Below are 25,783 nucleotides of genomic sequence, written 5' to 3'. Positions count from 1 at the left end.
CTTTACACCAATTTAACGAACCTATAACGACACTATGATAACGGGAGCAGAAGGTATGACAACCAACGACGCAGAAGATAGACGCCTGTTGGTAAGTATGAGTGTCGGACAAACAGCGTATGCCGTTTGGGCCAAACAGGCACGGCGTGAGCGCTTCTTCAACATTGCGCGCTTACTCGAAGCTTCAGCCGCAGTCAAGCGAGTGCGCGCCGAACAAGCAATGCGTCGCTTGGGAGAAGTGTCGCAGACGCAAACCAACATCAATCACGCACTTGCCGGTCTCGAACCAGAAGCGGTTGCGACCGGGCCGGTTACCGGAACAAGTGCTTTTCAACGCGCACTGCTCGAACGTGCAGCCAAAGCTCTTGCCGCCGGTCGTGATCTCACCTACCGTGAGCTGGGTGATCTGTTTGTGTGCAGTACCTGTGGTTACCTCGTTGAAGGTGAAGCACCACAGTTTTGCCCACAATGTGGAACGGTGCGCGAGGGCTTTCTCGATTTTCGGATTGTTGATGGGATGGGAACGTTTAGCTCGTACACCATTGTTCGCCGGCTAGAGCAGGGGCTGAAAACGGTACCGGCATTGGTTGAAGGATTGAGTGAAGATCAGTTAGCAATGCCTGTTAATGGGTTTCCAGCTTTCAAAGATCTGATCGGTCATCTCACCGATATGGATATTGTCTTTCGCGAGCGCGCATGGCTGATTCTCGAGACCGATCAACCTAAATTGTCGACGGCCCACCCCCCAACCTTGCGTCATGCGGTCAAGTATCGTACCGTCCCCATCGACGAACTACTCGAGCGGTACACTACTAGCCGTCAGCAAACACTAAACCTGTTACGCGGCCTAACCCAAGCGGCATGGCAGCGCATTGGTCACCACGAAATTTACGGGCCGGTCCCCCTTCTACACCAAGGAAACTGGGTGGTATCGCACGAACAGGGGCATCTGATCGAATTGGCGCAAATGCGACACAATATCTTGTATGGCAAAAACCACGCCCTTGATATTGTGCAGGAGCTATTGCATCCGTAATTGGGGGCGCACGGTGAGACAATCCTAACAAATCTGCTCAGCCGGGCAAGTGCAAAGAAATTGTGCGGTAGGATCGGTCAATCACTGTTCCCACCGCACAAACAATTAGTAGACGAATTACGGCAAATCCAAGCCGCTCAAGCTATCGTACAGGACATCGAGATTTTCAAGCGCTAAACCGGTCCCAATTGCCACACACGAAGCCGGCTGATCGGCAACATAGCAGGGCACGCCGGTCACTTGGGTCAGGAGATCATTGATCCGACGCAACATTGACCCACCACCGGTCATAACCATACCCTTATCGATAATATCTGAACTCAACTCAGGTGGCGTCTCGACCAAGACCGCCCGGACCGCGTTAATAATCGCTTCCAACGGCTCTTGAATGGCTTCGGTAATCTCGTTGCTATCCACCTGAATCGTGCGCGGTAGACCGGTCACCTGATCGCGTCCACGAACTTGCGTTACCAGTGGCTTATCGAGTGGCAACGCTGAGCCGATCTCAATCTTCACCGCTTCGGCCGTTCGCTCACCAATCAACACGTTGTATTTGCGCTTGATATACGCAGCAATCGCTTCATCAAACCGATTCCCGCCAACCCGCACCGATGTACTCACTACAATGTCGTTGAGTGAGATGACAGCCACCTCAGTGGTACCACCGCCAATATCAATCACCAGATTCCCCGATGGCTGGGCAATCGGGATATTCGCCCCAATCGCTGCTGCCAACGGCTCGCGGATGAGATAAGCCTTTCCGGCGCCGGCCTCCAGCGCCGCATAACGCACAGCGCGCATCTCAACACTCGTTACACCGGCGGGAATACAGATCATCACTTCGGGGCGCGAAAAGCGAAACCACCCAGCAGCGCGCCCGATAAAGTGGCGCAGCATCTCTTCGGTGACGACATAATCGGCGATCACGCCATTCCGCATTGGCCGCACCACTTCGATACTTTCCGGTTCACGGCCCAACATCGCCATCGCCTCGGCGCCAACCGCACGCACTCGCCCGTCGCGCGTACTGAGCGCCACTGCCGACGGCTCAGAGAGCACGATACCTTTACCTTTGACGTAGACTAAGACATTGGCAGTTCCCAAATCAATCCCGATTTTGCGGGCCATAGTCGTTCCTGTTACTTGCGTAGTGTATCTGAGCAGCAATGAGCTGCATCTTACATAATCGCGGCGTATTATAGCAAATGATGAGACAAAATGGCAATGAGCGAGTAGGTTACGACGAACAGCCAGGCTGCATGGTTCGGATGAGGATCGGTAACGAGCGGTAGCGCTTGGCAGAGAGTAACGGACGACTACCGGCACTCCATGAAAACACTTCCAAACCCATACAGAGAGGCGGGTCATAAACCCGCCTCTCCTCCTGATGATCATGATACACACGGTGCTACGACTGACGCCGCTTGAGCTTGTGCAACTGCGCGACACGCAACCGCACCATCTCCTTCCGCAGCTTCGCTTCGGCCAGCGCCATATCGCGCTCACTCTGGGCCTCACGTCGCCGGGCTTCAGCCTCAGCCCGCGCTTGTTCGGCCCGTGCTTCATCGATCTCATCGGCCCGCTCAACCGTATCGGCCAGAATCGTGACGCGGTGCGGCAGCACCTCCATAAACCCGCCCGACACGGCAAACGGCGTGCGCTCACCATTTTTTATAATATCGAGTTCACCCGGTTCGAGGATCGTCATCAGCGGAGCGTGGCGCGGGAGAATACCAACACGACCATCTTTCGTCGGCACGCTGATCATATCAACATCGTCCGACAAAATAACCCGCTCAGCAGTGACAATCTCTAGATGGATGGGCATGGATTGCTCCTTCTGCCTGCCACAGACTATCGCCGGTAGTGTAACCCAACGGCTATTACCGGCTCAAGCTTACTTCTGGCTCGCCTCATACGCGGCCAGGACATCGTCGAAATCACCTTGCATGTAGAAGAACGACTCGGGAATATGGTCACCTTCGCCGTTCAGCAAACGGGCAAAACTCTCAACCGTCTTCTTCACCGGCACATACTTACCGGGGCGACCGGTAAACTGCTGCGCCACGGTAAACGGCTGCGAGAAGAACAGCTCGATCTTACGTGCGCGCTGCACCGTCAGCTTATCTTCATCGCTCAGCTCTTCCATACCGAGAATGGCAATAATATCCTTGAGGTCTTTGTAGCGCTGCAAGACGCGCTTTACCTCTTGCGCCACCCGATAATGCTCCTCACCGACGATATTCGGGTCGAGAATACGCGATGTGGAAGCGAGTGGATCAACCGCCGGGAAGATTGCACGCTCGGCAATGCTGCGTTCGAGCGAGATGGTTGCGTCGAGGTGGCTAAACACCGTTGCCGGAGCAGGGTCAGTATAGTCATCAGCCGGCACGTACACGGCCTGCATTGATGTAATCGAACCGCGTTTGGTCGAGGTAATCCGCTCTTGCAACTCACCCATCTCGGTACCGAGGGTCGGCTGATACCCCACCTGCGACGGCATACGGCCCAGCAGCGAAGACACCTCAGAACCGGCCTGCACAAAACGGAAGATGTTATCAATAAAGAGCAGGATGTCGCGTCCTTGATCGCGGAAATACTCGGCCATGGTCAGCGCCGTCAGACCGACGCGCAGACGAGCACCGGGCGGCTCGTTCATCTGACCGAAGACCATAATCGTCTTGTCAAAGACGGTAGTATTCTCGTCAATGCGCGCCTCGCGCATTTCGTGGATCAAGTCATTCCCTTCGCGCGAGCGTTCACCGACACCGGCAAAGACCGAAAAGCCTGACTGCTCTTTCGCGATATTCGCAATCAGCTCCTGGATCACCACCGTCTTCCCGACGCCAGCGCCACCGAAGATAGCCGTCTTCCCACCACGGGTAAACGGTGCGATCAGATCGATCACCTTAATTCCGGTTTCAAAGATCTGGGCTTGGGTTGACTGCTCTTCAAAACTCGGTGGATCTCGGTGGATGGGGCGTCGTTCAACCTCTGGGCCAAGGGGTGGGCCACCATCAATCGGGTCACCCAACACATTAAACACCCGTCCCAGCGTTGCCGGCCCAACCGGCACGGCAATCGGGCGACCGGTATCGATCACCTCAAGCCCACGACGCAAGCCGTCGGTCGAACCCATCGCAACCGCCTTCACTACGCCATTACCGAGCTGCTGCTGTACCTCGCAGACCAGGCGGCCACCCTGTTCGAGCGGAATTTCGATAGCGTTATAAATCTCCGGCACCTGATCTTCCGGGAACTTGGCCCGGATGACCACGCCGATAATTTCTTGAATAACCCCCTTTGCCGGCATCGGCTCCTCCTCTAAGCATTAACTGACGAGAGCAGCGGCACCTGAAGCGATTTCGCTGACCTCTTTCGTAATCGCGGCCTGCCGCGCCTTATTGAACGAGAGTGTCAGATCACGCACGAGATCTTTGGCATTATTGGTTGCATTGCGCATTGCGACCATTCGTGCACTATGTTCACTGGCGATACTTTCGAGCACCGCCTGATAGATCTGCGTTTCGACGTAACGTGGCAGAATGCTGTTCAGTACATCTTCTTCGCTCGGCTCATAGGTATAATCGACATTAATGGTGGTAGAAATATCAGGGCTTTCCACCGGCAACAACTGCTTTATCGCCGGTCGCTGCACGAGCGTATTGATGAACTCGCTGTAGATAATGTACAGTTCATCGTACTTACCCGACTGGAAGCCACTGATCGCGCTGATCGCCACCCCGAGAATCGCCTCAAGCTTCGGTGCATCACCGAGGCGAATAGCCTCGCCCGCTGGCGCGAAGCCGGTGCGCAAGAAGAAGTCACGTCCCTTCCGACCAAACGTGTACACATCAACGGTGCGCCCCATCGCCCGTTGCTCGGTAATAAAACGCCCGGCACGGCGTAGTACATTCGCGACGAGGCTACCGCAGAGACCACGATCAGGCGTCACCACCAACAGCGCCACGCTCTTCACCGTCTCGCGTTTTTCGAGCAACGTACCACGGCGCGCCGCACCGACCACACGCGCAGTCAGATTGGCCATCACCTCTCGCATCCGGTCGGCATATGGCCGGGTTGCCAACACATTCCGTTGTGCGCGCCGCATCTTCGAGGCCGATACCATCTCCATCGCCCGGGTAATCTGAGCGACGTTCTTGACAGAGCGGATGCGGCGCTTAATCTCACGACTACTCGCCATAACGAACCCTTTGCAGTCAAGAGACCGGCGAGCGGGCGCACGGCCCGCCCACCGGAGATCTGCTAGCTATAGTTACTGGTCGCCTTAAACTCCTTAATCGCCGCCTCCAACGCCTCCTTAACCTCAGGCGTGGGGAACTTGCGATCAAGGCGATTGTCGTAGATCAGCTTCCGCACTTCTGGATGGGCGGTGCGCAGGAAGGCCAGAAAATCATCGCGCCACTTCGTGATCATTGCCACCGGCACATCGTCGAGGTAGTTGTTGGTAGCCGCGTACAACACGGCCACTTGATCTTCGACGGCCAACGGTTGGAACTGCGGCTGTTTGAGCAGCTCTTGCAGCCGTTGACCGCGCTCGATCTGAGCCTTCGTTGTGGCATCGAGATCACTGGCAAATTGGGCAAAAGCGGCGAGATCGCGGAACTGGGCCAGCTCACCCTTCAGCTTACCGGCGACAGCCCGCATCGCTCGCGTTTGCGCTGCACTACCGACGCGCGACACCGAAATACCGACATTGAGCGCCGGACGCTGACCGGCGTTAAACAAGTCAGCCTCCAGATAGATCTGACCATCGGTAATCGAAATAACGTTTGTCGGAATATAGGCCGAAACATCGTTAGCTTGCGTCTCGATCACGGGCAAAGCTGTCAGCGAACCACCACCGTATTCCTCGTTAAGACGGGCAGCACGTTCGAGCAAACGTGAATGCAGATAGAAGACATCACCGGGGTACGCCTCACGACCCGGCGGGCGGCGCAACAACAGTGATACTTGGCGATAAGCGACTGCGTGCTTGCTCAGGTCATCGTAGACGATCAAAGCGTCCTTGACCAATTTTCCGTTGAGCATCACGCCGTTTTCCATGATCTCTTCGCCCATCGCACAACCGGCATAAGGCGCAATATACTGGAGTGCAGCACTTTCCGATGCGGTAGCCGAAACTACGATGGTGTACTCCATTGCCCCGTACTTCTCGAGCGTACCGACCACCTGCGCCACCTGCGCCCGGCGCTGGCCGATGGCGACATAGATACACACCATGCCTTGACCTTTCTGGTTGATGATGGTATCAATCGCCACTGCCGTCTTACCGGTTTGGCGGTCACCGATGATCAACTCACGCTGACCACGACCGATCGGGATCAAGGCGTCAATCGCGATGATCCCGGTCTGCACCGGTGTATCGACCGACTTACGGGTAATCACACCGGGAGCGATACGCTCAATTGGGCGCATCTTTTCATACTGGATCGGCCCCTTGCCATCGATCGGCTGACCGAGCGGATTAACCACCCGGCCCAGCAGACCTTGACCAACGGGCACTGAGATTACGCGGCCAGTCGAGGTTACCAGATCCCCTTCCTCAATGGTTTCATCGTCACCGAGAATAATAGCAGCGACGCTATCCTGCTCGAGGTTCAGGGCAATACCATAAATCGATTCATTCCGGCCGGCCTTAGGCGGGAACTCAACGATCTCAGAGGCAACGACCTGATCAAGGCCGGACAGCCGCGCGACGCCGTCACCGACGGCAATCACCGTTCCGACATTGACCTGACGCGGCTGAAGGTCGACGCCGCTGATGATGCCCTGCTTCAGCCGGGCGATCAATTCTTCAGTAATCGTCGTCATGCTCTACTCCGTCGCGCTGGTTGCCGGCAACACCGGGCCAGCGAGTTGAAGGCTGAAAAATCAACTTGCCTGTAATGCACGCTGAATAGCGCTCAGGCGGGCACGCAGGCTATTATCGAGCACCTGATCGCCAACCCGAATAATCAAACCGCCGATCAGCGTTGGATCAACATGGTAGGTGACATGGACATCGCCGTAGCGCCGACGCAACTCACTCGTAATCCGTTCCTGCTGTTCGCTGCTCAGTTCAATCGCACTGGTTACACTGGCGTCGATCACACGACCACCGGTTTCCAGATAGGTCTGGAGCGCTTCGGCCACTGCATTCAACTCGCCGCTTAATCCCTCTTTTGCCATGGTCAGCAGGAAATTGCGCACCTGTGGCAAGAGATCGGCGGGGAGCACTGCCGCTGCATCGCTTGCCGGAAGACCGGCGATCCGCGGCGCAGCGGCTCGAATCTGCTCAGCAGCCGTACTTAGCAGAGCTTCCACCAATGGAGCGGCCAGCGCCCGTGCGTCAATGGTTGTTGCCATACTCTCCGTTCCTCACGCAGACTGGGGGCGCCAGTCGTGCAACGCTAGTTCCGGCGGTCGAGCGCCGCCAGCGACTCGGCAATCAACGCATCATGGCCGCGGGCCTGCAACTCGGCGCCGAGCACGCGACTCGCCGTCAACGTTACCAGATCGGCAATCTGGCTCTTAGCCTCGCTTAGCAAGCGAGCACGCTCTTGCTCAGCTTGCATGCGAGCCTCCTCTTTCAAGCGTTCGGCCTCACGACGCGCCTGCGCAATGATCTCAGCTTCCTGCTGCTTCGCCCGCTCTTGTGCTTGCGCCACGATCTTGGCTGCCTCCTGACGCGCTTTAGCCAGTTCAGCCTCGTAATCGCGCTTGGCGTTTGCCAACTGCTCGCGCACCTTTTCTGCATCTCGTACACTCTCTTCAATGCGCTTGGTACGCTCGTTGAGCAAATTCATCACCGGTCGATACAGCAGCGCGCGCAGAATGAAGATAAGCAGTAGAAAGTTGACCAGTTGCGCGAGAAATAGGTTTAGGTTAATGCCTAATGCTTCCACCCTTTTCGCCTCCCGTAACGTGTCATGATTCTACTGCAACACGCCGAAACCGATCAAGAATGCAATCACCAGACCGAAGATGGCAAGCGCTTCGGTAAAGGCAATACCGATAAACATGTAGGTCACCACACGATTTTCAATTTCAGGATTGCGGCCGATCGCCTGCACCGCACCCGAAACAATGATCCCAATGCCGACACCCGGCCCAATGGCGCCCAAACCAACAGCGAGCGCGGTTGCGACGAGATTCAAACCCTCCATGATTGAAATGCCTCCTTAAAAGCAGACTCTGCAACGATCCCTTATTACAACAACACGGTACAAACCGCATGAACCCAAACTTAATGTGCGTGCTCCTCGTCGTGGCCGGTCACGGCAATATTAAGGAAGGCGTAGGTCAGTAGCGCAAAGATAACCGCCTGGATAAACCCGACAAACACCTCAAAGCCGTAGAACGGCAACGGTAACAGTAACGGCAAGAGGAACGCCATGACTACCAACAACACTTCGCCGGCAAAGATGTTACCAAAAAGACGGAAGGCCAGCGCGAAGGGCTTCACCAGTTCGGAGATGAACTCGATGATGCCGACAAACGACATGATACCGTTGAGATTGAAGAACTTCTTCAGATAGCCTGGACCAAGTGCTCGGAAACCCCAATACTCGATAAAGACGAACGAAATGGCCGCAATCGCGAAGGTAAAGTTCAGATCGGCAGCCGGCGCGCGGAAGAGCGGTACCAGCTTCTTACCCTGTGCAGCGCAGGTGTCATGCACCTCTTCACTTTCAGCGGCAAGCACATTTGCCGGGCCGATCAACGCCAATCGCTGTTCGACTACGCCATGCATATCTTTCTTTTCATGGCAGACACCGATTGAACCAACCCCTGGCAAGAGACCAAACCAGTTACCTAGCAGCACAAACAGGAAGATCGTTGCAACCAGCGGAAAAGCGGTTGCCACGTACTTCGCGTTCATGTTGCGGAACAGGTTGTAGAGTGCATCAAGGGCAAACTCCATCACGTTCTGCAAACCACGTGGCACCATCTGCAGGTTGCGCGTTGCCGCAAAGGCTAAAGCAATCAGCAGAATGTCAACGATAATGGTAACAACGAACGAGTTGGTAATGGGGAAACCAGGAATGCCATCGAAAATAACTTCGGCGGCAACTTCGACGTGAGGTGGACCGGTGTAGAGGAAAAAGCGACTGACAATAGAGATAACAAGTGCCCCTGCGATAATCAGAATAGTTCGAGTCCGCGTTGACAACGCCTACCTCCTACTCGACAACGTCGGGCATCACTCAGCGTCTTGCCATCGTGTACGCTGCCGCCCTAAACACGAACGATCACTTTTTTGTTCAGTCTTTCACAATCAGTATAACGCACTTCGCAACATTTCGCAACCAACCGCTCGGCTGAGGTTGCGTGTAGATAGGTTTTGCAAAGCCGCCGCGAGTATACCATAGCTGCGCAGGATGGGCAAACAGTGGTAGCGACGGTTGTCGTCAGGAATCAACGGGCACACGAAGAGTGAAGTGTGGTAGCATCGGAGGTTAGGAGGTATCGCGGAGGCACAGGGAATGGTTCGGATATCACGAGCGACATCGGGTAGAGGCATAAGACTCTATGCCCCTACGACGACTTCGCTAACACCTCGCGTAATTCACGGATAGCGCGTTTAGCATTCACCCACACCGCACCGATTTTCGAACTTGCCACCCGCTTATTGAAGACCAAAACCAGCAAGAAGCGCTGAGCAACATCGAAGCAGTACAGATCGATATTCACACCTTCATGAATATAGACACTGGTTGCGTCTTCCTCACGCAACTGGCGCGCAACCTCACCGGTCGTTGAGAAACCGGTCGACAGGAGAGGCAAAACCACCATTAACGGCAAGTTGCCTTTATCGCCAGTTTCGACCAAAATCATCCCGGCGCGGTCGGTCAGCATAATACTCTGCGTACCGAGATCTTGGCCCAATTGACCCATAATACTGCGGATTGCCGCAATATTTTGCTCAGTCACGATAAGGTTACGACCGTCACTCCGCCAACCGATAGGCGGTTCGGTAGCCGATGACGATGACCCAGCACGGCGCTCGGCTGCCGCCCGTGAACGAGCAGCCAAACTGCTTCTGGCAGTAGATACCTCTCGCTCGGCAGCTTCCCGTTCGGCGGCTTCCCGCGCAGCACGTTCCGCTGCTTCTCGCTCGGCACGTGAGGGTAAGACGATGCGCGCCGGCGTAAAACCACGCCGAGCAGTAGGCTCAGACGCCGGTGAAGTTTCTTTGGCGACCGGTGATGGTTCACGGTGAGAGGTTTCTTTGGCAGCCGGTGGTTCACGGAGTGTCGATTCGCGCAGGTCCGATTTGGTTGACGGAGCAGGTGGTTCACGGCGCATCGGCTCGCTCGCGACGGGAGCAGGCGACGGAGTTGGTGATGTCGACTCATGATGGATAGCCTGAAGCGCGGTGCTCACGGCGGCGCGCACTGCATCGAGGCTGACATCACCACTTAGCACGGTACTAACCCCGGCCGCCTTGGCACGGGCACGGTCGGCAGCAGTAATGCCGGACCCCCACAGTACCACCCGTGTATTCGGATCGAAGTTCGGCACAATCTCGGCCAGATCGAGACCACTCATCTCGTCGAGTTCTAGTTCGCTGAGCACGAGATCGGGTGGTTCGGTACTAATTGACCAGAGAGCTTCATTGGCCGAATCGAAGATTTGCACAGTAGCGTCGCCGGCCAACGCCTCAGGAAGACTGCGTAATATCGGATTAGCACGGGCGACCACGACAATGCGATATGTCATTGGATTCTCTCGCAATTGTGCTTAAACGATCTCATTTACTACTGCTCACTAGTATACTCGAAGTCGCTACGATTTGCAGTAGTGATTCTGATCCACACCGGTTTAGTTATGCAATCACTTCGACACAACTGCGCGGCAACCAGATCGACTCACCGGTTTCGAGGAGCACTTCGACGGCAGCAGTACGCACACCAGAAGGTAGCCGTTGAGGGAACACCGGCAAGCTACGGATCTGACCGAGATGACCGAGGTGGTCGTGGCTGAGGAGACGCACACGCGCACCAACACGCAGTGGTGGACGCGGCGGATCGAGTGCAGTACTGCTACTCCTTGACAGCGGGATGATCATACGTGGTCGGCGATGTGGCCGGCGCAAATCGGTGCTACTCTCGATGAAGACTTCGCGTCGATCATGCGTAGCGAGTAGTTCAAACAATGGCGCAGCCATCGGAGCATTGCCAATCCCTTCGGTAATGACGATAGTCAGCGGTGATTCGATCAAACCAGACCACTGCCAATTGCGCACACCGATTGTCCACGGCAACCGTTTTGACAATCGAAAAAAGTCCCGTAACTCGCTCTCGGCAATGCTACCGACGATCACACCACGCACCTGATGCTCAACTGCTTTGCGTAACGCAGCAGCACTGATCCCACTACCACCAATAACCACCGCATACATGCTTTGCGCATCGATCATCGCTTCGGTGATCGGCTCAGCGGGATCGAGAGTGAGCAAGCGAGTAACTCCATTACAATCGGGACCAAAACTACCAACGCCGTACAATTGTGCAGCGGGAGTTTCGATCACAACCTGTTGATTATTGACGATCTCCATGACAATCCCACGGATGCCGGCGGTAAGAGTGATCTGACGAGGTTCCGGTACAACAAACGCATAGCCGGTAGTTGCATCAACCATCGTTAAGGTACCTTTGACAGGACTAAGCACACGCCGACCGGTTAAACCACGCCGACGGGCTATTACCGCACCGGCATTGATCGGTTGCCCGATCGGGGCCACGACGGCACGCGCTGCCTGCACCGGTGGCAAACCGAGTTCACGAGCGAGATTAATAAGATATGGTTGCGGCTGACTTAGACCGCGGGCAATAACGTCATCGGGTTCGACCCGACCGCCTTGCCGAACCAATATGTCTCCGGGTTGGGGCAGACAACGTTCTAGGCGAGCGACAGAGCTTGTGACAAGGGGTGGCACACCATCTGGTACATACAGCATAGTGATATCCGTTTACGCTGTGTTACTGGTGCCATTATAGCACGTGCTAGTAGATAACCGGCATTTTCCTGCAGATAGCTGTTAATACACCCGCACCGGGACTCCCAGATCGGCCCACGTATACAACCACTGCGCATCATCGATCCGTAAGTTGATGCAGCCATGCGATATACGCACGCCGGTTCCGTGCGCATTGTGCCAGTACGTACCGTGGAGGGCGACCCCACCAACCACATACTGCACCCACGGAATGTTCGGCACATACCAACACTCACCACCGAGACAATCGGCCATCGTTTGTTCGGGCAAGCGATAGTAGATCGCAAACTCACCTCGTGGTGTATTGAAGCCATCACGACCGGTCGCGACCGGTGCGGTAAAGACGAGGAGGTCATCCTCGTAGGCAAAGAGACGCTGACGGGTCAAATCAACTTCGATCCACCGGTGCCACAGCGCCGGGCTCCAATCGGGTGCGCCGGGCAAGCGGGCAACCGGCGCCGTACTGAGGCCAAGCTGTGCCGCCACGCGCCGACCAAGATCATCGATCTGAACTTCGTCAAGGGTATCGAGATCGAATCCGTAGATAAGCTGCTGCTGACGGAGAAACGGTGAGAGCGCTTCCGGCCGGTACCGCAACCAGGCTCGCTCAAAGTATTGGGTCAGGACACCGTTATCATAGAAAGCGTCGCTAATCGGGAAGCCAAATACCGGTAAACCACCATGACGCTCCCAGAATTCTAGAAACTCGCCACTCACCCAATACCCGGTTTCGGCAAAGAATGCACCGTCACCGGCAGATGCGGGCGGCATCACCAGTCCCTGCGGGTCGAACCATTCCCGTCCGAGCAGGCCTAATTGCACTTGCTGTGGCGTTCCGGCATATTCAGGATGGTACTCAAACCTAGCTCGCTCGAAATATTGCACAATACGACCATCAACCACTAATTCTTCAGTAATCGGCATGCCAAAGGTGTGAAGCTGACCATTGGCACGCCAAAAATCGAGAAAACCGACCCGATTGGAAAGATGATGGCCGGTTGCCGGGAAGTAGACGGTACGCACAACCGGTAAACGACTGCGAGCGGCTGTGGGATGTGCAGTAACCGGATGAAACCAGTACAACCATCCGAGAACGCTTATTGCAAGGATGCTCAGCGTGGTCGTTATGTGACGATGATGGGTTGTCGGTAGGATAGTGTATGACATTGTAGGACGATAACAACGGAAATACCTTATTCTATTATTATAGCAGTTCCATTACTACATCAACATATCAACCGTATTACTTTCAGCTTGTTGCAGAGAAGAGAAATCTTTAGCTATACTACGATAAGTAACGGAAGTACGGCGAGCGTCATATGGCAGATCTGTTTACCCCGATCCAAGTGGCAGGCCGGCAAATAGCTAATCGAATCGTGATGGCGCCGGCGCCGAGTGGTCTCGCCGGGACCGACGGATTTTGCCATGGAGCGCTCACCAGTTTCTACGAGCGACGGGCACAAGCCGGTGTTGGTTTGATTATCGGCGAACCAATGTTTATCTATGCGCCACCCACTCTGGTCGCACATCTTGGGATATGGCACGATTGCTTTCTGCCGGGTCTCCGACGATTAGTAGCAGCAGCCCATGCATTTGGGAGTCGAATTGCCTTCTTGCTCGAGGCGCCAGCCATCGCCCAAATACCTACCACGCTGATTGATGATTACGTCCAGGCGACGTGGCGTGCATTGGCCGCCGGGGCAGACGGCGTCTTCATCTCCATTGCCGATGATGGTATGCTGGCACGACTCGTCTCACCAAGCCGTGCCACCGACAATGGGGTAGAACCGGTGATGAACGAACGGATTCTGCCGGTATTGACCATTCTGGAGCAGATGCGCCACCTCTTCGGTCGTCGATTGTGGATCGGGCTACGTATGCCGGCGGCTGAGTTGATTCCCAACGGTCTCAGCCATCAAGATGCACGGCTCATTGCCCGGCGGGCCGTGGCTGCCGGAGTGCAACTGCTTGATGTCACATTGACGCGCTATACTGCCGACGTCGCCCGTTTTCCAGGCTGGACACTGCCATTGGTAGCCGGGATACGCCGGATCGCCAGTGAAGCAGTCGTGATCGGGTCTGGGCAATTGAGCGATCCATGGTTGGCCGACGCTGCCATCCGAGACGGCAGCGTCGATTTGGTCATGCTGTGTACTGCTCTCCGCTATGTACCCGAATGGCCAAAACTAGCAAAGCGCCTGTTGCTACCGGTTAGCGCAAGATAACCAACAGCACCCCCGCGGCCACGGCAGAACCGATCACCCCGGCAACATTCGGGCACATCGCCTGCCAGATCAAGTAATTCTGGTGATCTTCTGCTTGAGCGAGACTATGGGCGACGCGAGCAGACATTGGGACTGCCGACACCCCAGCTGCACCGATCAGTGGGTTGATCTTATTCTTCGTGAAAAGATTGTAGAACTTGGCAAACAACACGCCACCGGCAGTCGAGATGGCAAAGGCACACGCACCGAGTGCGAAAATAGCAATTGAGCGCGGAGATAGAAAATTACTGGCCTGAGTGCTGGCACCAACGGTCAGACCGAGCATAATCGTTACGCTGTCGATCAAGGCGCTACGCGCAGTCTTGGCTAATCGCTCGGTGACGCCACTCTCTTTAAGTAAGTTGCCGAAGAAGAGCATTCCTAGCAACGGTAGCGTATCAGGGACAATCAGGACACAGACGATCAACCCGATAATGGGGAAGAGGATGCGCTGGGTACGGTTGACTTCCGGCGGTGGCGGCATACGAATGAGGCGTTCTTCGCGGGTGGTGAGCAGCCGCATAATCGGTGGCTGAATGACCGGTACCAATGCCATGTACGAATAGGCCGAGACGGCAATTGCGCCGAGCAGATCGGGAGCAAGTCGCGACGCAATGAAGATCGCCGTTGGGCCATCAGCGCCACCAATAATCCCGATTGCTGCTGCAGCTCGTAAGAGGCGCAGTGGATCGTCACCGGTGAGATCAAGGAAGGGGAGGCGTGAACCGAGGAAGATCGCCATCAGGAGGGTGAAAAAGATGCCGAGTTGCGCAGCAGCACCGAGCAAGATGAGCCGAGGCTGCGCAATTAGGGCCGAAAAGTCGGTCATTGCACCAATGCCGAGAAAGATCAGCGGCGGGAAGATACCGGTAATCACGCCGAAGTAGATATAGCTTAGCACACTCCCTTGATCGTAGACTCCCTGCCCCATTCCCGGCTCGAACGGCATATTGCCAAGGATAATGCCAAACCCGATTGGTACCAGCAACAATGGCTCGAAACCACGGGCAATCGCCAGATAGACAAACACACAGCCAACCACGATCATCAGTAGGTTACCCCATGCCAGATGGGCTAACCCACTTGCCTCAAAGAAGCCAATGAGCCATTCCATCAGGCAAACTCCAGTAATGGTTGACCTTGCCGCACCGAATCACCAACCTTGACATTGATAGCGCGAATCGTTCCGGCAACCGGCGAACTCACATTGGAGTTCATCTTCATCGCTTCGATCACAACGAGGGGATCATTCTCCTTCACCTGATCACCGACATTGACCTTAATTTCGGCGACAATGCCGGCAATCGGCGACACGAGTACCCCTGGCCCACTCTGATGGGTGTTCGGTGTTGTGGTTGATGACAATGATGCAGCAGCCGGTGCAGCCGATTTGGCCGGTGGCGGCGCTGCAAAGCTCGTTGGTGCAGCGACAACCGCCTCATCGTCATCGGACAACACCTCAACTTCGACCTCGTAGACAATTCCGTTGACGGTAATCCGTAAGCGTTTCATACGAACTCCACACTGTATCTGATAGCGGTCAGCGCGCGTCGAGCGGTAGCCACTTCAATCGAACCTAACGACGCAGTTGACGAGCAGCCATCACACTTACCCGGCCTAAACGTGCCCACATCCCCAACGTTTGGCGATAATAACGCACCCGCACTATCCGCACCGGCTGACCGAGTGTAGCAAAGGCTGCTGCCGCCAAGACGGCCACCAATTGGGGATCGAGCCGGTCGGCAGGTGTAGGCGTAGGTGATGGTGAGGAAACAACCGGCTGCAATACCTCGGACCGGCGGCGGAACAGATGCTGGCTAGCGCGCAAAGCACTCAGCGCAAATGCGACAATCGTCAGTACGACGAAAACAACACCTATCCCCGTCAGAGCGATCTGCACACCGACAATGAGTGGGTCGGCCGTCAGGTCAATCATACGATCTCACTCCCATAGCAACTATCACAACGGCACCAAGCCATGCTTCTTCTGGGGACGAAATTCACGTTTGGTGCGGAGCGAAGCCAACGCAAGACTCAGATAGCGACGGGTTTCACTCGGTGCGATAATACTGTCGATCAAGTTACGTGCCGCACCAACGTAAGGTGAAGCGAACTCGGCACGATAGAGACGAACAAACTCAGCACGGGCGGCTGCCGGGTCTTCTGCCTGCTTAATCTGTTCACGATAGATAATATTGACCGCGCCTTCCGGCCCCATCACTGCAATCTCACTACTCGGCCAAGCCGCGACGCGGTCTGCTCCGAGGTCTTTGCCACACATCGCCAGATACGCGCCACCGTAAGCTTTACGCAAAATCACCGTAATCTTGGGTGTTGTTGCTGCCGAATAGGCAAACAACATCTTGGCACCGTGGCGAATAATGCCACCACGTTCTTGAGCAACACCGGGCAAGAAACCGGGAACATCGACGAAGGTAATCAGTGGTATGTTGAACGCATTGCAGAAACGCACGAAGCGAGCAATTTTGTCAGAGGCATCGATATCGAGCACGCCGGCCATCACCATCGGCTGGTTAGCGACAATTCCCACCGTACTGCCATCGATGCGGGCAAAGCCGATCACAGCGTTGTCGGCGAATCCACGCTGCACTTCCATAAAATCGCCATCGTCGACCAGTCGCTTGATAATGGGGATCACATCATACGGTTCACGTGGGTCGTCCGGGATGATCGTATCAAGCACCGGATCGGAAAAGATACGTAACTCGCCATTACCCCGATCAGGCGGATCTTCGAGATTATTTGACGGCAAAAAGCTCAGCAACCGCTTACAGATAGCAATCGCCTCGTAATCATTCTCGGCGATAAAGTGTGCGACACCGCTGCGAACTTGGGCGTCCGGTCCACCCAACTCCTCACCGGTCACATACTCACCGGTAACTTGCTTGAGCACTTCGGGGCCGGTGATAAACATCTCGCTCCCACGCACCATAATGATGAAATCCATCAGTGCCGGCGAGTAAGCGGCACCGCCGGCGCAAGGACCGGCGATAATCGCGATCTGAGGTACGACACCAGACAGCAGCACATTGCGGTAGAAGATGCGCCCATAGCCGCTCAGTGCATCGATACCCTCTTGTATCCGCGCTCCACCGCTATCGTTAATGGTGATAAACGGTGAACCACATTTAAGGGCAAGATCCATGGTTTGACAAATCTTATCGGCGTGCATCTCACCTACCGAGCCACCGGCGACGGTAAAATCTTGGGCGGCGACAAACACTTGCCGGCCATCGACACTACCACAGCCGGTAATCACCCCCTCACCGGGCATTTCTTTATCTGCCATGCCGAAGGCAGTACAGCGATGGCGGGCAAAGAGGTAGAGCTCCTGAAACGTATCGTGATCGATCAGTATGTGCAATCGTTCGCGGGCAGTCAATTTGCCGGCTTGATGCTGGCGAGCGATCCGTTCAGGCCCACCGCCCTGCTCAAGCCGGTGGCGATATTGACGTAGGGCTGCGAGCCGGGCGTGCATCGTCATAGGTGTATGTTCTGCCGTCTGTTCGTGCTGGGTCATAACGACATGCCTCCTTGGTGGATGAATGGACATACGCGTTCACATTGCTACGTGAAAGCGTTGGTAGCAGGGATGATGGTAGGATTAGGTCGATGATGCTCGCAGCCAGTATAGCACGCGCAATAGTTGCGAGTGGTAAGATAGAGTCGTTGTTTGGCAACCGCAGATTGCGCTTTTAAGGAAAAGGTAAACAAATGACAACCATCACCAACGCCTCCTTCCTCTCCCGACCATGGCCGGTGATCACGATACTCGCATTAGCCGTCCTGTTTGTGAAAAGCACGTGGTTTTCCGCTTCGGCAGTAGTGCCGGCCCTAACTACCGAATGGGGATTGGACGACACAAGCCGAGCGTGGCTCACAATGTCCGTACAACTGGGTTTTGCGTGTGGCGCCTTTGTTTCAGCCGTGTTGGGGTTAGCCGACCGCTGGCCGAGTCACCGACTCTTTGCCGGCTCGGCGTGGGCAGCGGCGCTGTGTACTATTCTGATCGGACTCGTTGCCAATGGACCAGCACCGGCAGTGATCTTGCGTGTGCTCACCGGTATGGCACTGGCCGGTGTTTACCCTGTGGGGATGAAGATAATGGCAACGTGGACGAACCGTGAGCGGGGATTAGCAATCGGCATGTTGGTTGGAGCATTGACGTTAGGTTCGGCCTCGCCACACTTACTCAACGTGATAGGAGGGATTGGCGACTGGCAACGTACACTGCTTTTGGCCGGCGGGATAGCAGCGGTGGGCGGCGCTATCGTGGCCGTTGCGATACGTGAAGGCCCACTACAAACCGCTGCACCGCGCTTTCATTGGCGGCACGTAACTGCTATCTTGCGTGAACGACCGATTCTTTTGGCTAATCTCGGCTACCTCGGTCATATGTGGAAACTGTACGCCGCATGGACATGGTTACCACTCTTTTTACTGGCTAGTTTTGAAGCACGCGGGATAGCAGCGTATTGGGCCGGCTTGGTTGCCTTCGCTGCAATTGGTATTGGTGGAATTGGCTGTATCGTCGCCGGTGCACTCGCTGATTGGCTGGGACGCACAACCATTACGATTGCGTCTATGGCCATTAGTAGTGGATGCGCGCTCGTGATCGGAATGACGTTCGGTGGTAACCCGTGGCTGACGACCGGGATAGCACTTTTGTGGGGCCTGACCATCATCGCCGACTCGGCTCAATTTTCAACTGCCATCAGTGAACTTGCTCCGCCAGGTCTCATCGGCACTGCATTAGCCCTCCAGACGAGTTTAGGCTTTTTGCTCACCCTGATTACCATTTGGCTGATCCCACCGCTGGTGGCGCTGGTAGGGTGGCACTGGGCGTTTTCCATCTTGGCGATTGGGCCGGTGATTGGGATGTGGGCGATGATGACGCTCCGACGTTCACCGGCTGCAGCACGACTGGCAGGCGGGCGGAGGTGATGGATACTGCCAGAACCGCTAGCGCCAGTTCTGGCATTTGCTCCGCAGCACGACTGGCAGGCGGGCGGAGGTGATGGATACCATCACCAGGCACGGCGCGGACGGAACTGTATCACGTCAAGGCACAATACCGTTGGGCACAGTATCGTTGATACGGGTGTTTGACGATTGGGACGAACAGCCTATTTCTGTTGATAGGTAATGAGCACGCAATGGAGCGCGCCGTATCTGATTCGCAGGGTGTATCGGGACGCACAGCCTATTTCTGTTGATTAGGTAATGAGCACGTACAGGAGCGACAAGCCGCCAGGTCGTTCGCACTGGAGGATGAGCAGACTGAGCAGGTGAGCTAAAACGGATCGCTTCTCACCCTCATCCTAAGTTCACCGATTGAGTCGCTTGCGAATCGATGACACACGGTGTGCTTACCGTTATAGCAGTATTGTCATCACATACCACACATACCACACCGTAACCCGACTCGGCAGAAAGATACATCATATTCGCTCGGAGTCGAGGTGACCACAAAAAAGAGTAACTAGAGTTTGCCGCCAGCCGTTACAATATTTGCATGCATGTTCGATCCCGGAGCGTCCTATGGTCGTTGACCTGTTAACCCTCTCGATTGCCCTTAACCTCGCCAACTTTCTACAGGCATCTGCCCTGATCGGGTTAGCTATTGCCAACCGCGGACGACCCGGTCTGAGATGCTGGGCAGCCGCGATGAGTCTGTTAGCCATCGGGCTAACCATAACCAGCTTCCGCGATGTAGCCGATGTACCGTTGGTAATCAATGCGGTCAGTAATGGCATAGTAGGCGCCTGCATGCTCTTGCTGTATCACGGCATCAAGCGCTTTTTCGGCGAACCTGGTCGTCCGTACCACTTACTGATGATCGGTGTGCTCTTTTTTGTCGCCAATCTGATCCTTGCCTTTACCGATGATACGCCACCTCTGCGCCGCGTCCTCTTCTCAACCTTCCTTGCACTTAGTTCGCTCTTGATCGCTATTCGCTTGCTACAAGCCCCAAGACCTGACTTGCGAACCATCATTGTGTTCCTCGCCACCGTCTTTGGGGTCAACGCCATCTTTTTCGTGCTGCGCGGGCTGGCGGTTGTTAGTGAACCGAATTGGCTCTTTATTTCACCGGCTTGGCAGACTGCAACGTATCTGGTATCAATTGCCACCACCACCTTGTGGACGTTTGGCTTGATTTTATTGGTCAATCAAACCCTAGCCGTTGAACAACGCGAGACCCTCGACCAACTCGAACAGATCTTCAACGCACAGCCCGATGCAGTCCTGTTGTCACGTCTGAGCGATGGGGTTTTTGTCAAGGTGAATCATGGGTTTACAGTCATTAGCGGCTACACCGCTGAAGAAGTCATCGGTAAGGATGCACTCACGCTAAACATTTGGTATTCGCGAGAAGATCGGCGGCGGTGGGCCGAAATAATCCAACGTGACGGCGCATGCCGAAGTATGGAGTTCCAATTTCGCCGACGTACCGGCGAGTTGCGCACCTGTTTGCTCTCCTCTCAAAAATTACTCATCCAAGGCGTACCGCACGCGATTAGCATCGTTCACGACATCACCGAACGCAAACAGATCGAAGCAACATTACAGCGTAGTGAGGCCCGTTACCGGCTCATTGCCGAAAACACCACCGATGTCATTTGGTTGTTCAATCCGTTAGCGATGCGCTTTACGTTCTTCAGCCCATCAATTCATAAACTGATCGGCTACTCGGCAGCAGAAGCTCAAGAGATGTCGTTCACCGATTTCTTAACGACCGAGTCAGCCAAGCACATACATTTGGCCTTACAGTACATGCTCAATCATTGGGAAGGTGATCTGACAACCGCTCCACCGTGGGTTGCGGAGATTGACCTGATCCACCGCGACGGCCATGTGGTGCAGGCCGAAATTATTACCTCGTTCGTCCGTGATGAAGAGCAGCGGTTGATGGTTCTCGGTGTGGCCCGTGATATTACTGCACGCAAGCAAGCCGAAGTAGCATTACGAATCGCCCGCCAGCAGGCTGAAGCCGCCAATCGGGCCAAGAGCGCCTTTTTGGCGAATGTTAGCCACGAATTACGAACCCCATTGCACGCCGTATTAGGGTTCGCCCAGTTGCTGGCAAACGACAACAACTTAACAACCACCCAACATGAGTATCTAGCGATTATCAATCGCAGTGGTGAGCACTTACTACGCCTGATTAATGAAGTCCTCGACTTGGCTAAGATTGAAGCCGGACGCTACACCTACAATGCGGCACCGCTGAATGTGCGACAACTCATTGAAGATATCCAACTTCTCTTTCGCAACCGCGCCGAAGCCAAGCAATTACACTTAAACGTGACATGTGCCAGTAATGTACCAACGCTCATCATCAGCGATGAGGCAAAATTACGTCAGATTCTAATCAACCTACTGAACAACGCGATCAAGTTTACCGATGCCGGATCCGTTCATTTGCACGTTATCTGTGAGGAGCAACGCTTACTCTTTACCGTGGAAGATACCGGGATCGGCATTCCACCGTTGGATCAGCAAAAGCTCTTCCAGCCCTTTTTCCAAGGTCAGCAAACGGGGGAATCTAACACAAACGTTGGCGTCGGCCTTGGTCTAAGTATTAGTTACGAACTCGCCCGACTGATCGGCGGTGATCTGAGTGTGTTTAGCGAGGGAAGAGGTTGTGGTACCCGCTTTACCCTAGCAATTCCATTAAACACAGCGATCACAACACTGCCAACCTCACCCATTGAACCAGAACAGCGACGTGTAATCCGCCTACGCGACGGCCAACCGGTGTATCGCATGTTGATCGCCGATGATCAACCAACGAATGCGTTGTTCCTCGTCGCGCTCCTGCACCGGCTCGGTTTTGCCGTCCAATCGGTTGCCGATGGTCAAGCGGCAATCGAGATTTGGCGCTCGTGGCAACCGCATATAATCTGGATCGATATCCGCATGCCGAAACTTGATGGCTTTACGGTCACCCGGCGGATTCGAGAAATGTGCGCGCACGAACCGGGTATGATGCGTCCCTTTATCGTGGCGTTATCGGCCCATGTACTCGAGGATACAGCGAAACTCGTTGCTGATGCCGGATGCGACCACTTTATCGCGAAACCGTTTCGCGAAGATGACGTTGTGCACACGATTGAACAACTCCTACACGTGGAGTTCGAATACGCCGTACCGATCTCTAACCAATTACCAACCACAATAGTGACCGATAACGGCTATCATCCTGAATGGTGTAAAGCATTGCAACAGGCGGCCCAAGAGGCCAACTTTCGCCGCTTGCAAGAATTGGTCCAGTGCATTGAACGCGAACGACCCGCCGACGCTACCCTTTTGCGACAATGGATTGAAACATTTGATTATCAGTCAGTATTAGCATGGATTGATAATGTGACGACATCACAAGCTGTGAATCCTATTGGATAGTAGGACTGACATTAGAATAGAATGTACAGGTATAGTTGAGACGTGTTGGTGTCGTGCGCGCTCAGCACGTATGGCAGCTGACATTAGAATAGAATGTACAGGTATAGTTGAGACGTTACCTTCATGCCAGATAATCGAACACCTACCATCCTGATCGTCGACGATACTCCGGCAAATCTCCTCCTCTTGACCCAACTACTGAGTGGTCAATCATATGATGTTCGCCCGGTTACCCAAGGCCGACAAGCAATAACGGCAGTTCGTACAATTCACCCTGATTTGATATTACTTGACATCCGCATGCCCGATATGGATGGTTATACAGTATGTCAAAACTTAAAAGCCGATCCGGAAACCAACCATATACCGATCATCTTCATCAGTGCGCTCGACGATACTGAAGACAAAGTGCGCGCCTTTGAGTGTGGAGGTGTCGATTACATTACGAAACCATTCCAACCGGCCGAGGTATTGGCGCGTGTGCGCACCCATCTGGCCTTGGCCCAAGCCCGGATTGCACTTGAGATGGCAAACCGCGAACTGCAACGAGCACTTGCACGTGAAGCGGAACTCGCTCGAATTGACTGGTTGACCGGTGTCTACAATCGTAGCCATTTTTACGAGCTGGCAACCCACCAGTTTGCGATTGCCACCCGTTACGATCAACCACTGGCGATCTGCATGTTCGATGTCGACCACTTCAAACACATCAATGACCAATACGGTCACCTGATCGGCGATCAAGTACTGCGGACCATTGCCCAAACGGCTGCCCGTCAGATTCGCACTACTGACTGTATCGGTCGTTTTGGCGGTGAAGAGTTTATCCTGCTGTTACCGAATACGAGGATGGAGTCTGGACTACACCTCGCCGAGCGCCTACGAGCCGCTGTCGCCGCGTTAGAGATACATACCGAGAAGGGCACCATCACAGCTACGATCAGTCTAGGCGTGGCCGAGCGCCAACCGGCCGATACAATAATCGAACGGATCATCGACCGCGCCGATCAAGCCCTCTACGCGGCCAAACGGCAAGGGCGTAACTGCGTTGTGGGTGTGTAAGGTAAGATCGAAGATATAACGGTAGAAGCGGTGAAAGCCAAAGCCCGGTTGATCGACGGCGAACGATACCGGCGCCACTGGGGCTATGGTATACTTCCTTTCAGAGACAACAGCAAATACAAGGTCTTGTCACCGACTGAATCATACATGTCAGATCAACTACACATCCGCAATTTCAGCATTATTGCTCACGTCGATCACGGAAAAACGACATTGAGTGATCGGCTGCTCGAAGCGACGCGCACAATTACTGAGCGCGAGCAGCGTGAACAACTCCTCGATTCGCTTGATCTGGAGCGGGAAAAAGGCATTACCATCAAGCTCAAACCGGTGCGGATGGAGTACCGTACGGCCGATGGTCAGCTCTACCAACTTAACCTAATCGACACTCCCGGCCATGTCGATTTTAGCTATGAGGTCAACCGATCGCTGGCTGCCTGTGAAGGTGCGCTCTTGGTTGTCGATGCTTCGCAAGGTATCGAGGCGCAAACGCTGGCGAATACCTATTTGGCGCTTGAAAACGATCTGGTGATCATTCCTGTTATCAACAAGATCGATCTGCCCGGCGCACACCCCGAAGAGGTCGCGCAGGAGATCGAGTCGGTGATCGGTATTCCTGCTGAAGAGGCCATCTTTGCCTCGGCCAAAGAGGGCATTGGTGTGCCGGAGATTCTCGAAGCGATTGTCAAGCGTATCCCGCCGCCGCGCGGCCAGCGCCAGCAACCAGCACGTGCATTGATCTTCGACTCGCATTATGACCCGTACAAAGGAGTGATCGCCTATGTGCGGGTGGTTGATGGTGTCTTTACTGCCCGCGATCGGGTGCAGTTTATGGGCACCGGCGCCCAAGCCGAAACGCTCGAACTCGGCATCTTTCGCCCGGCGATGACCCCCCTGAACGAGCTGGTTGCCGGTGAGGTGGGTTATATCGCAACCGGTCTTAAGAGTGTCGCCGATTGTCAGGTTGGCGATACCATTACCCTGGCCGACACCCCAGCCGGTGAACCGCTACCCGGCTATCGCCCGGCCAAACCGATGGTCTTCGCTGGTCTCTACCCGATCGACTCGAACGCTTACCCCGAACTGCGCGAGGCACTCGAACGGCTCAAGCTGAACGACGCTGCGCTTTCATTCCAACCCGAAAGCTCGGCTGCACTTGGGTTTGGTTTTCGCTGTGGCTTCCTCGGACTACTCCACATGGAGATTGTACGCGAACGGCTTGAACGCGAATACAAACTCGATCTGTTGATCACTGCACCCTCGGTGGAGTATCAGGTATTGCTGTCAGATGGTGAGATCGTGACGGTCGCTAACCCATCCGAAATGCCAGATCTGTCACGGATCGAAGCCATCGAAGAGCCGGTGGTCGAGATTAGTGTTATTACGCCGGTACGCTATATCGGCACTATTATGGATTTGGTGACGAACCGGCGTGGTGTCTTTGTCAGTATGGATTATCTCGACCCGACGCGCGTGCTACTGAAGTATCGGATGCCGTTGGCCGAAATTGTGATCGATTTTTACGATCAGCTCAAGAGTCGCACACAGGGCTATGCCTCGCTCGACTATCATCTGGCGGGTTATCAAGCGGCCGATCTGGTCAAGCTCGATATTTTGGTCAACGGTCAGCCGGTTGATGCGTTGTCGCTGATCGTCCATCGTGATTTTGCTTACCAGCGTGGGCGGGACCTGGTTGAACGACTACGCCAACTGATCCCACGCCAAATGTTTGAAGTACCGATTCAGGCAGCCATCGGCTCGAAAATCATTGCTCGCGAAACGATTCGAGCGTTGCGGAAAGATGTGTTGGCGAAGTGCTACGGCGGCGACGTAACCCGTAAGCGTAAACTGCTCGAAAAACAGAAAGAGGGTAAGAAGCGCATGAAGATGGTCGGTAGCGTCGAGATTCCGCAAGAAGCATTTATGGCAATTCTATCGCTCAACGAGTCGGGGAATGAGCGTGAACGATAGCGTATTGGAATGTGGAGAGAG

General features: G+C 54.7%; 22 protein-coding genes. 6 read left to right on the top strand and 16 right to left on the bottom strand.

Going from position 1 to position 25,783, the window contains the following annotated elements; translation table 11 throughout:
• Positions 1-55: 55 nt before the first annotated feature.
• Positions 56-1,036, top strand: a complete 981-nt coding sequence (locus tag AC01ZF_RS07285; RefSeq protein ID WP_428112397.1) for a DinB family protein — start codon at positions 56-58, stop codon at positions 1,034-1,036.
• A 117-nt stretch (positions 1,037-1,153) separates the two neighbouring features.
• Here the strand turns inward: AC01ZF_RS07285 and mreB are convergent, their stop codons facing one another.
• The 12 genes from mreB to AC01ZF_RS07225 form a co-directional block, all read right to left on the bottom strand.
• Positions 1,154-2,164 (bottom strand): rod shape-determining protein, encoded by a 1,011-nt coding sequence (gene mreB, locus AC01ZF_RS07280; protein WP_012616267.1) that lies wholly within the window; start codon positions 2,162-2,164, stop codon positions 1,154-1,156.
• Positions 2,165-2,444: 280 nt separating this feature from the next.
• Positions 2,445-2,864, bottom strand: a complete 420-nt coding sequence (locus AC01ZF_RS07275) for a F0F1 ATP synthase subunit epsilon (RefSeq protein ID WP_424674912.1) — start codon at positions 2,862-2,864, stop codon at positions 2,445-2,447.
• A gap of 69 nt (positions 2,865-2,933) precedes the next feature.
• The gene (gene atpD, locus AC01ZF_RS07270) at positions 2,934-4,349 is read right to left on the bottom strand and encodes a F0F1 ATP synthase subunit beta (RefSeq protein WP_287908785.1); all 1,416 of its coding nucleotides are present in this window, start codon (positions 4,347-4,349) and stop codon (positions 2,934-2,936) included.
• A gap of 18 nt (positions 4,350-4,367) precedes the next feature.
• Positions 4,368-5,240, bottom strand: coding sequence for a F0F1 ATP synthase subunit gamma (locus tag AC01ZF_RS07265; RefSeq protein ID WP_424674913.1), 873 nt, complete (start codon positions 5,238-5,240; stop codon positions 4,368-4,370).
• A 62-nt stretch (positions 5,241-5,302) separates the two neighbouring features.
• On the bottom strand, positions 5,303-6,871 hold the full coding sequence (gene atpA, locus AC01ZF_RS07260; protein ID WP_424674914.1) for a F0F1 ATP synthase subunit alpha: 1,569 nt from the start codon (positions 6,869-6,871) through the stop codon (positions 5,303-5,305).
• A gap of 60 nt (positions 6,872-6,931) precedes the next feature.
• A complete protein-coding gene (gene atpH, locus AC01ZF_RS07255) occupies positions 6,932-7,405 on the bottom strand; it encodes an ATP synthase F1 subunit delta (protein WP_424674915.1) in 474 nt (157 codons plus the stop codon).
• A gap of 44 nt (positions 7,406-7,449) precedes the next feature.
• Entirely contained in the window at positions 7,450-7,944 is a 495-nt protein-coding gene (locus tag AC01ZF_RS07250) for a F0F1 ATP synthase subunit B (protein ID WP_424674916.1), read from the bottom strand.
• 30 nt (positions 7,945-7,974) lie between these two features.
• Entirely contained in the window at positions 7,975-8,205 is a 231-nt protein-coding gene (gene atpE / locus AC01ZF_RS07245; RefSeq protein WP_012258898.1) for an ATP synthase F0 subunit C, read from the bottom strand.
• Positions 8,206-8,285: 80 nt separating this feature from the next.
• Positions 8,286-9,212, bottom strand: a complete 927-nt coding sequence (gene atpB, locus AC01ZF_RS07240; protein ID WP_424674917.1) for a F0F1 ATP synthase subunit A — start codon at positions 9,210-9,212, stop codon at positions 8,286-8,288.
• A gap of 365 nt (positions 9,213-9,577) precedes the next feature.
• On the bottom strand, positions 9,578-10,762 hold the full coding sequence (locus AC01ZF_RS07235) for a response regulator (RefSeq protein ID WP_424674918.1): 1,185 nt from the start codon (positions 10,760-10,762) through the stop codon (positions 9,578-9,580).
• 106 nt (positions 10,763-10,868) lie between these two features.
• Entirely contained in the window at positions 10,869-12,002 is a 1,134-nt protein-coding gene (locus tag AC01ZF_RS07230; RefSeq protein ID WP_424674919.1) for a hypothetical protein, read from the bottom strand.
• 81 nt (positions 12,003-12,083) lie between these two features.
• Positions 12,084-13,208, bottom strand: coding sequence for a L,D-transpeptidase family protein (locus AC01ZF_RS07225; RefSeq protein ID WP_424674920.1), 1,125 nt, complete (start codon positions 13,206-13,208; stop codon positions 12,084-12,086).
• 152 nt (positions 13,209-13,360) lie between these two features.
• On the opposite strand from AC01ZF_RS07225, the gene AC01ZF_RS07220 reads away from it, so the two are divergent.
• Positions 13,361-14,266, top strand: coding sequence for an oxidoreductase (locus tag AC01ZF_RS07220; RefSeq protein WP_424674921.1), 906 nt, complete (start codon positions 13,361-13,363; stop codon positions 14,264-14,266).
• Here AC01ZF_RS07220 and AC01ZF_RS07215 read toward each other — a convergent pair.
• From AC01ZF_RS07215 to AC01ZF_RS07200, 4 genes are all read right to left on the bottom strand, one after another.
• Positions 14,253-15,419, bottom strand: a complete 1,167-nt coding sequence (locus AC01ZF_RS07215; RefSeq protein ID WP_424674922.1) for a sodium ion-translocating decarboxylase subunit beta — start codon at positions 15,417-15,419, stop codon at positions 14,253-14,255. The two genes, AC01ZF_RS07220 and AC01ZF_RS07215, sit on opposite strands and share 14 nt — an antisense overlap.
• Entirely contained in the window at positions 15,419-15,817 is a 399-nt protein-coding gene (locus AC01ZF_RS07210) for a biotin/lipoyl-containing protein (RefSeq protein ID WP_424674923.1), read from the bottom strand. Before AC01ZF_RS07210 ends, AC01ZF_RS07215 begins: the two co-directional genes overlap by 1 nt.
• 64 nt (positions 15,818-15,881) lie before the next feature.
• Entirely contained in the window at positions 15,882-16,241 is a 360-nt protein-coding gene (locus AC01ZF_RS07205) for an OadG family protein (RefSeq protein WP_424674924.1), read from the bottom strand.
• A 24-nt stretch (positions 16,242-16,265) separates the two neighbouring features.
• Complete coding sequence (locus tag AC01ZF_RS07200; RefSeq protein ID WP_424674925.1) at positions 16,266-17,846, bottom strand: acyl-CoA carboxylase subunit beta; 1,581 nt, start codon at positions 17,844-17,846, stop codon at positions 16,266-16,268.
• Between the two features lie 194 nt (positions 17,847-18,040).
• Between AC01ZF_RS07200 and AC01ZF_RS07195 the strand changes: the two genes are divergently transcribed.
• The 4 genes from AC01ZF_RS07195 to lepA all read left to right on the top strand — a co-directional run bounded on the left by AC01ZF_RS07195 (position 18,041) and on the right by lepA (position 25,762).
• Positions 18,041-19,270, top strand: a complete 1,230-nt coding sequence (locus AC01ZF_RS07195) for an MFS transporter (protein ID WP_476575241.1) — start codon at positions 18,041-18,043, stop codon at positions 19,268-19,270.
• Positions 19,271-19,867: 597 nt separating this feature from the next.
• On the top strand, positions 19,868-22,729 hold the full coding sequence (locus tag AC01ZF_RS07190) for a PAS domain S-box protein (RefSeq protein ID WP_476575240.1): 2,862 nt from the start codon (positions 19,868-19,870) through the stop codon (positions 22,727-22,729).
• Between the two features lie 123 nt (positions 22,730-22,852).
• Positions 22,853-23,791: a diguanylate cyclase gene (locus AC01ZF_RS07185; RefSeq protein WP_428131395.1), complete on the top strand. Its 939-nt coding sequence runs from the start codon at positions 22,853-22,855 to the stop codon at positions 23,789-23,791.
• A gap of 147 nt (positions 23,792-23,938) precedes the next feature.
• Positions 23,939-25,762, top strand: coding sequence for a translation elongation factor 4 (gene lepA / locus AC01ZF_RS07180; RefSeq protein ID WP_476575239.1), 1,824 nt, complete (start codon positions 23,939-23,941; stop codon positions 25,760-25,762).
• Positions 25,763-25,783 lie beyond the last annotated feature (21 nt).

This window comes from Chloroflexus sp., assembly GCF_056331925.1.
The sequence above is the reverse complement of the archived record's forward strand: the minus strand, read 5'-3'. Positions and strand labels throughout refer to the sequence as shown.

What these genes read in the sequence shown, in the direction of transcription:
- AC01ZF_RS07285 (WP_428112397.1), top strand. Translation starts at nt 56, where the DNA reads ATGACAACCAACGACGCAGAAGATAGACGCCTGTTGGTAAGTATGAGT.
- mreB (WP_012616267.1), bottom strand. Translation starts at nt 2,164, where the DNA reads ATGGCCCGCAAAATCGGGATTGATTTGGGAACTGCCAATGTCTTAGTC.
- AC01ZF_RS07275 (WP_424674912.1), bottom strand. Translation starts at nt 2,864, where the DNA reads ATGCCCATCCATCTAGAGATTGTCACTGCTGAGCGGGTTATTTTGTCG.
- atpD (WP_287908785.1), bottom strand. Translation starts at nt 4,349, where the DNA reads ATGCCGGCAAAGGGGGTTATTCAAGAAATTATCGGCGTGGTCATCCGG.
- AC01ZF_RS07265 (WP_424674913.1), bottom strand. Translation starts at nt 5,240, where the DNA reads ATGGCGAGTAGTCGTGAGATTAAGCGCCGCATCCGCTCTGTCAAGAAC.
- atpA (WP_424674914.1), bottom strand. Translation starts at nt 6,871, where the DNA reads ATGACGACGATTACTGAAGAATTGATCGCCCGGCTGAAGCAGGGCATC.
- atpH (WP_424674915.1), bottom strand. Translation starts at nt 7,405, where the DNA reads ATGGCAACAACCATTGACGCACGGGCGCTGGCCGCTCCATTGGTGGAA.
- atpE (WP_012258898.1), bottom strand. Translation starts at nt 8,205, where the DNA reads ATGGAGGGTTTGAATCTCGTCGCAACCGCGCTCGCTGTTGGTTTGGGC.
- AC01ZF_RS07235 (WP_424674918.1), bottom strand. Translation starts at nt 10,762, where the DNA reads ATGACATATCGCATTGTCGTGGTCGCCCGTGCTAATCCGATATTACGC.
- AC01ZF_RS07230 (WP_424674919.1), bottom strand. Translation starts at nt 12,002, where the DNA reads ATGCTGTATGTACCAGATGGTGTGCCACCCCTTGTCACAAGCTCTGTC.
- AC01ZF_RS07225 (WP_424674920.1), bottom strand. Translation starts at nt 13,208, where the DNA reads ATGTCATACACTATCCTACCGACAACCCATCATCGTCACATAACGACC.
- AC01ZF_RS07220 (WP_424674921.1), top strand. Translation starts at nt 13,361, where the DNA reads ATGGCAGATCTGTTTACCCCGATCCAAGTGGCAGGCCGGCAAATAGCT.
- AC01ZF_RS07215 (WP_424674922.1), bottom strand. Translation starts at nt 15,419, where the DNA reads ATGGAATGGCTCATTGGCTTCTTTGAGGCAAGTGGGTTAGCCCATCTG.
- AC01ZF_RS07210 (WP_424674923.1), bottom strand. Translation starts at nt 15,817, where the DNA reads ATGAAACGCTTACGGATTACCGTCAACGGAATTGTCTACGAGGTCGAA.
- AC01ZF_RS07205 (WP_424674924.1), bottom strand. Translation starts at nt 16,241, where the DNA reads ATGATTGACCTGACGGCCGACCCACTCATTGTCGGTGTGCAGATCGCT.
- AC01ZF_RS07200 (WP_424674925.1), bottom strand. Translation starts at nt 17,846, where the DNA reads ATGACCCAGCACGAACAGACGGCAGAACATACACCTATGACGATGCAC.
- AC01ZF_RS07195 (WP_476575241.1), top strand. Translation starts at nt 18,041, where the DNA reads ATGACAACCATCACCAACGCCTCCTTCCTCTCCCGACCATGGCCGGTG.
- AC01ZF_RS07190 (WP_476575240.1), top strand. Translation starts at nt 19,868, where the DNA reads ATGGTCGTTGACCTGTTAACCCTCTCGATTGCCCTTAACCTCGCCAAC.
- AC01ZF_RS07185 (WP_428131395.1), top strand. Translation starts at nt 22,853, where the DNA reads ATGCCAGATAATCGAACACCTACCATCCTGATCGTCGACGATACTCCG.
- lepA (WP_476575239.1), top strand. Translation starts at nt 23,939, where the DNA reads ATGTCAGATCAACTACACATCCGCAATTTCAGCATTATTGCTCACGTC.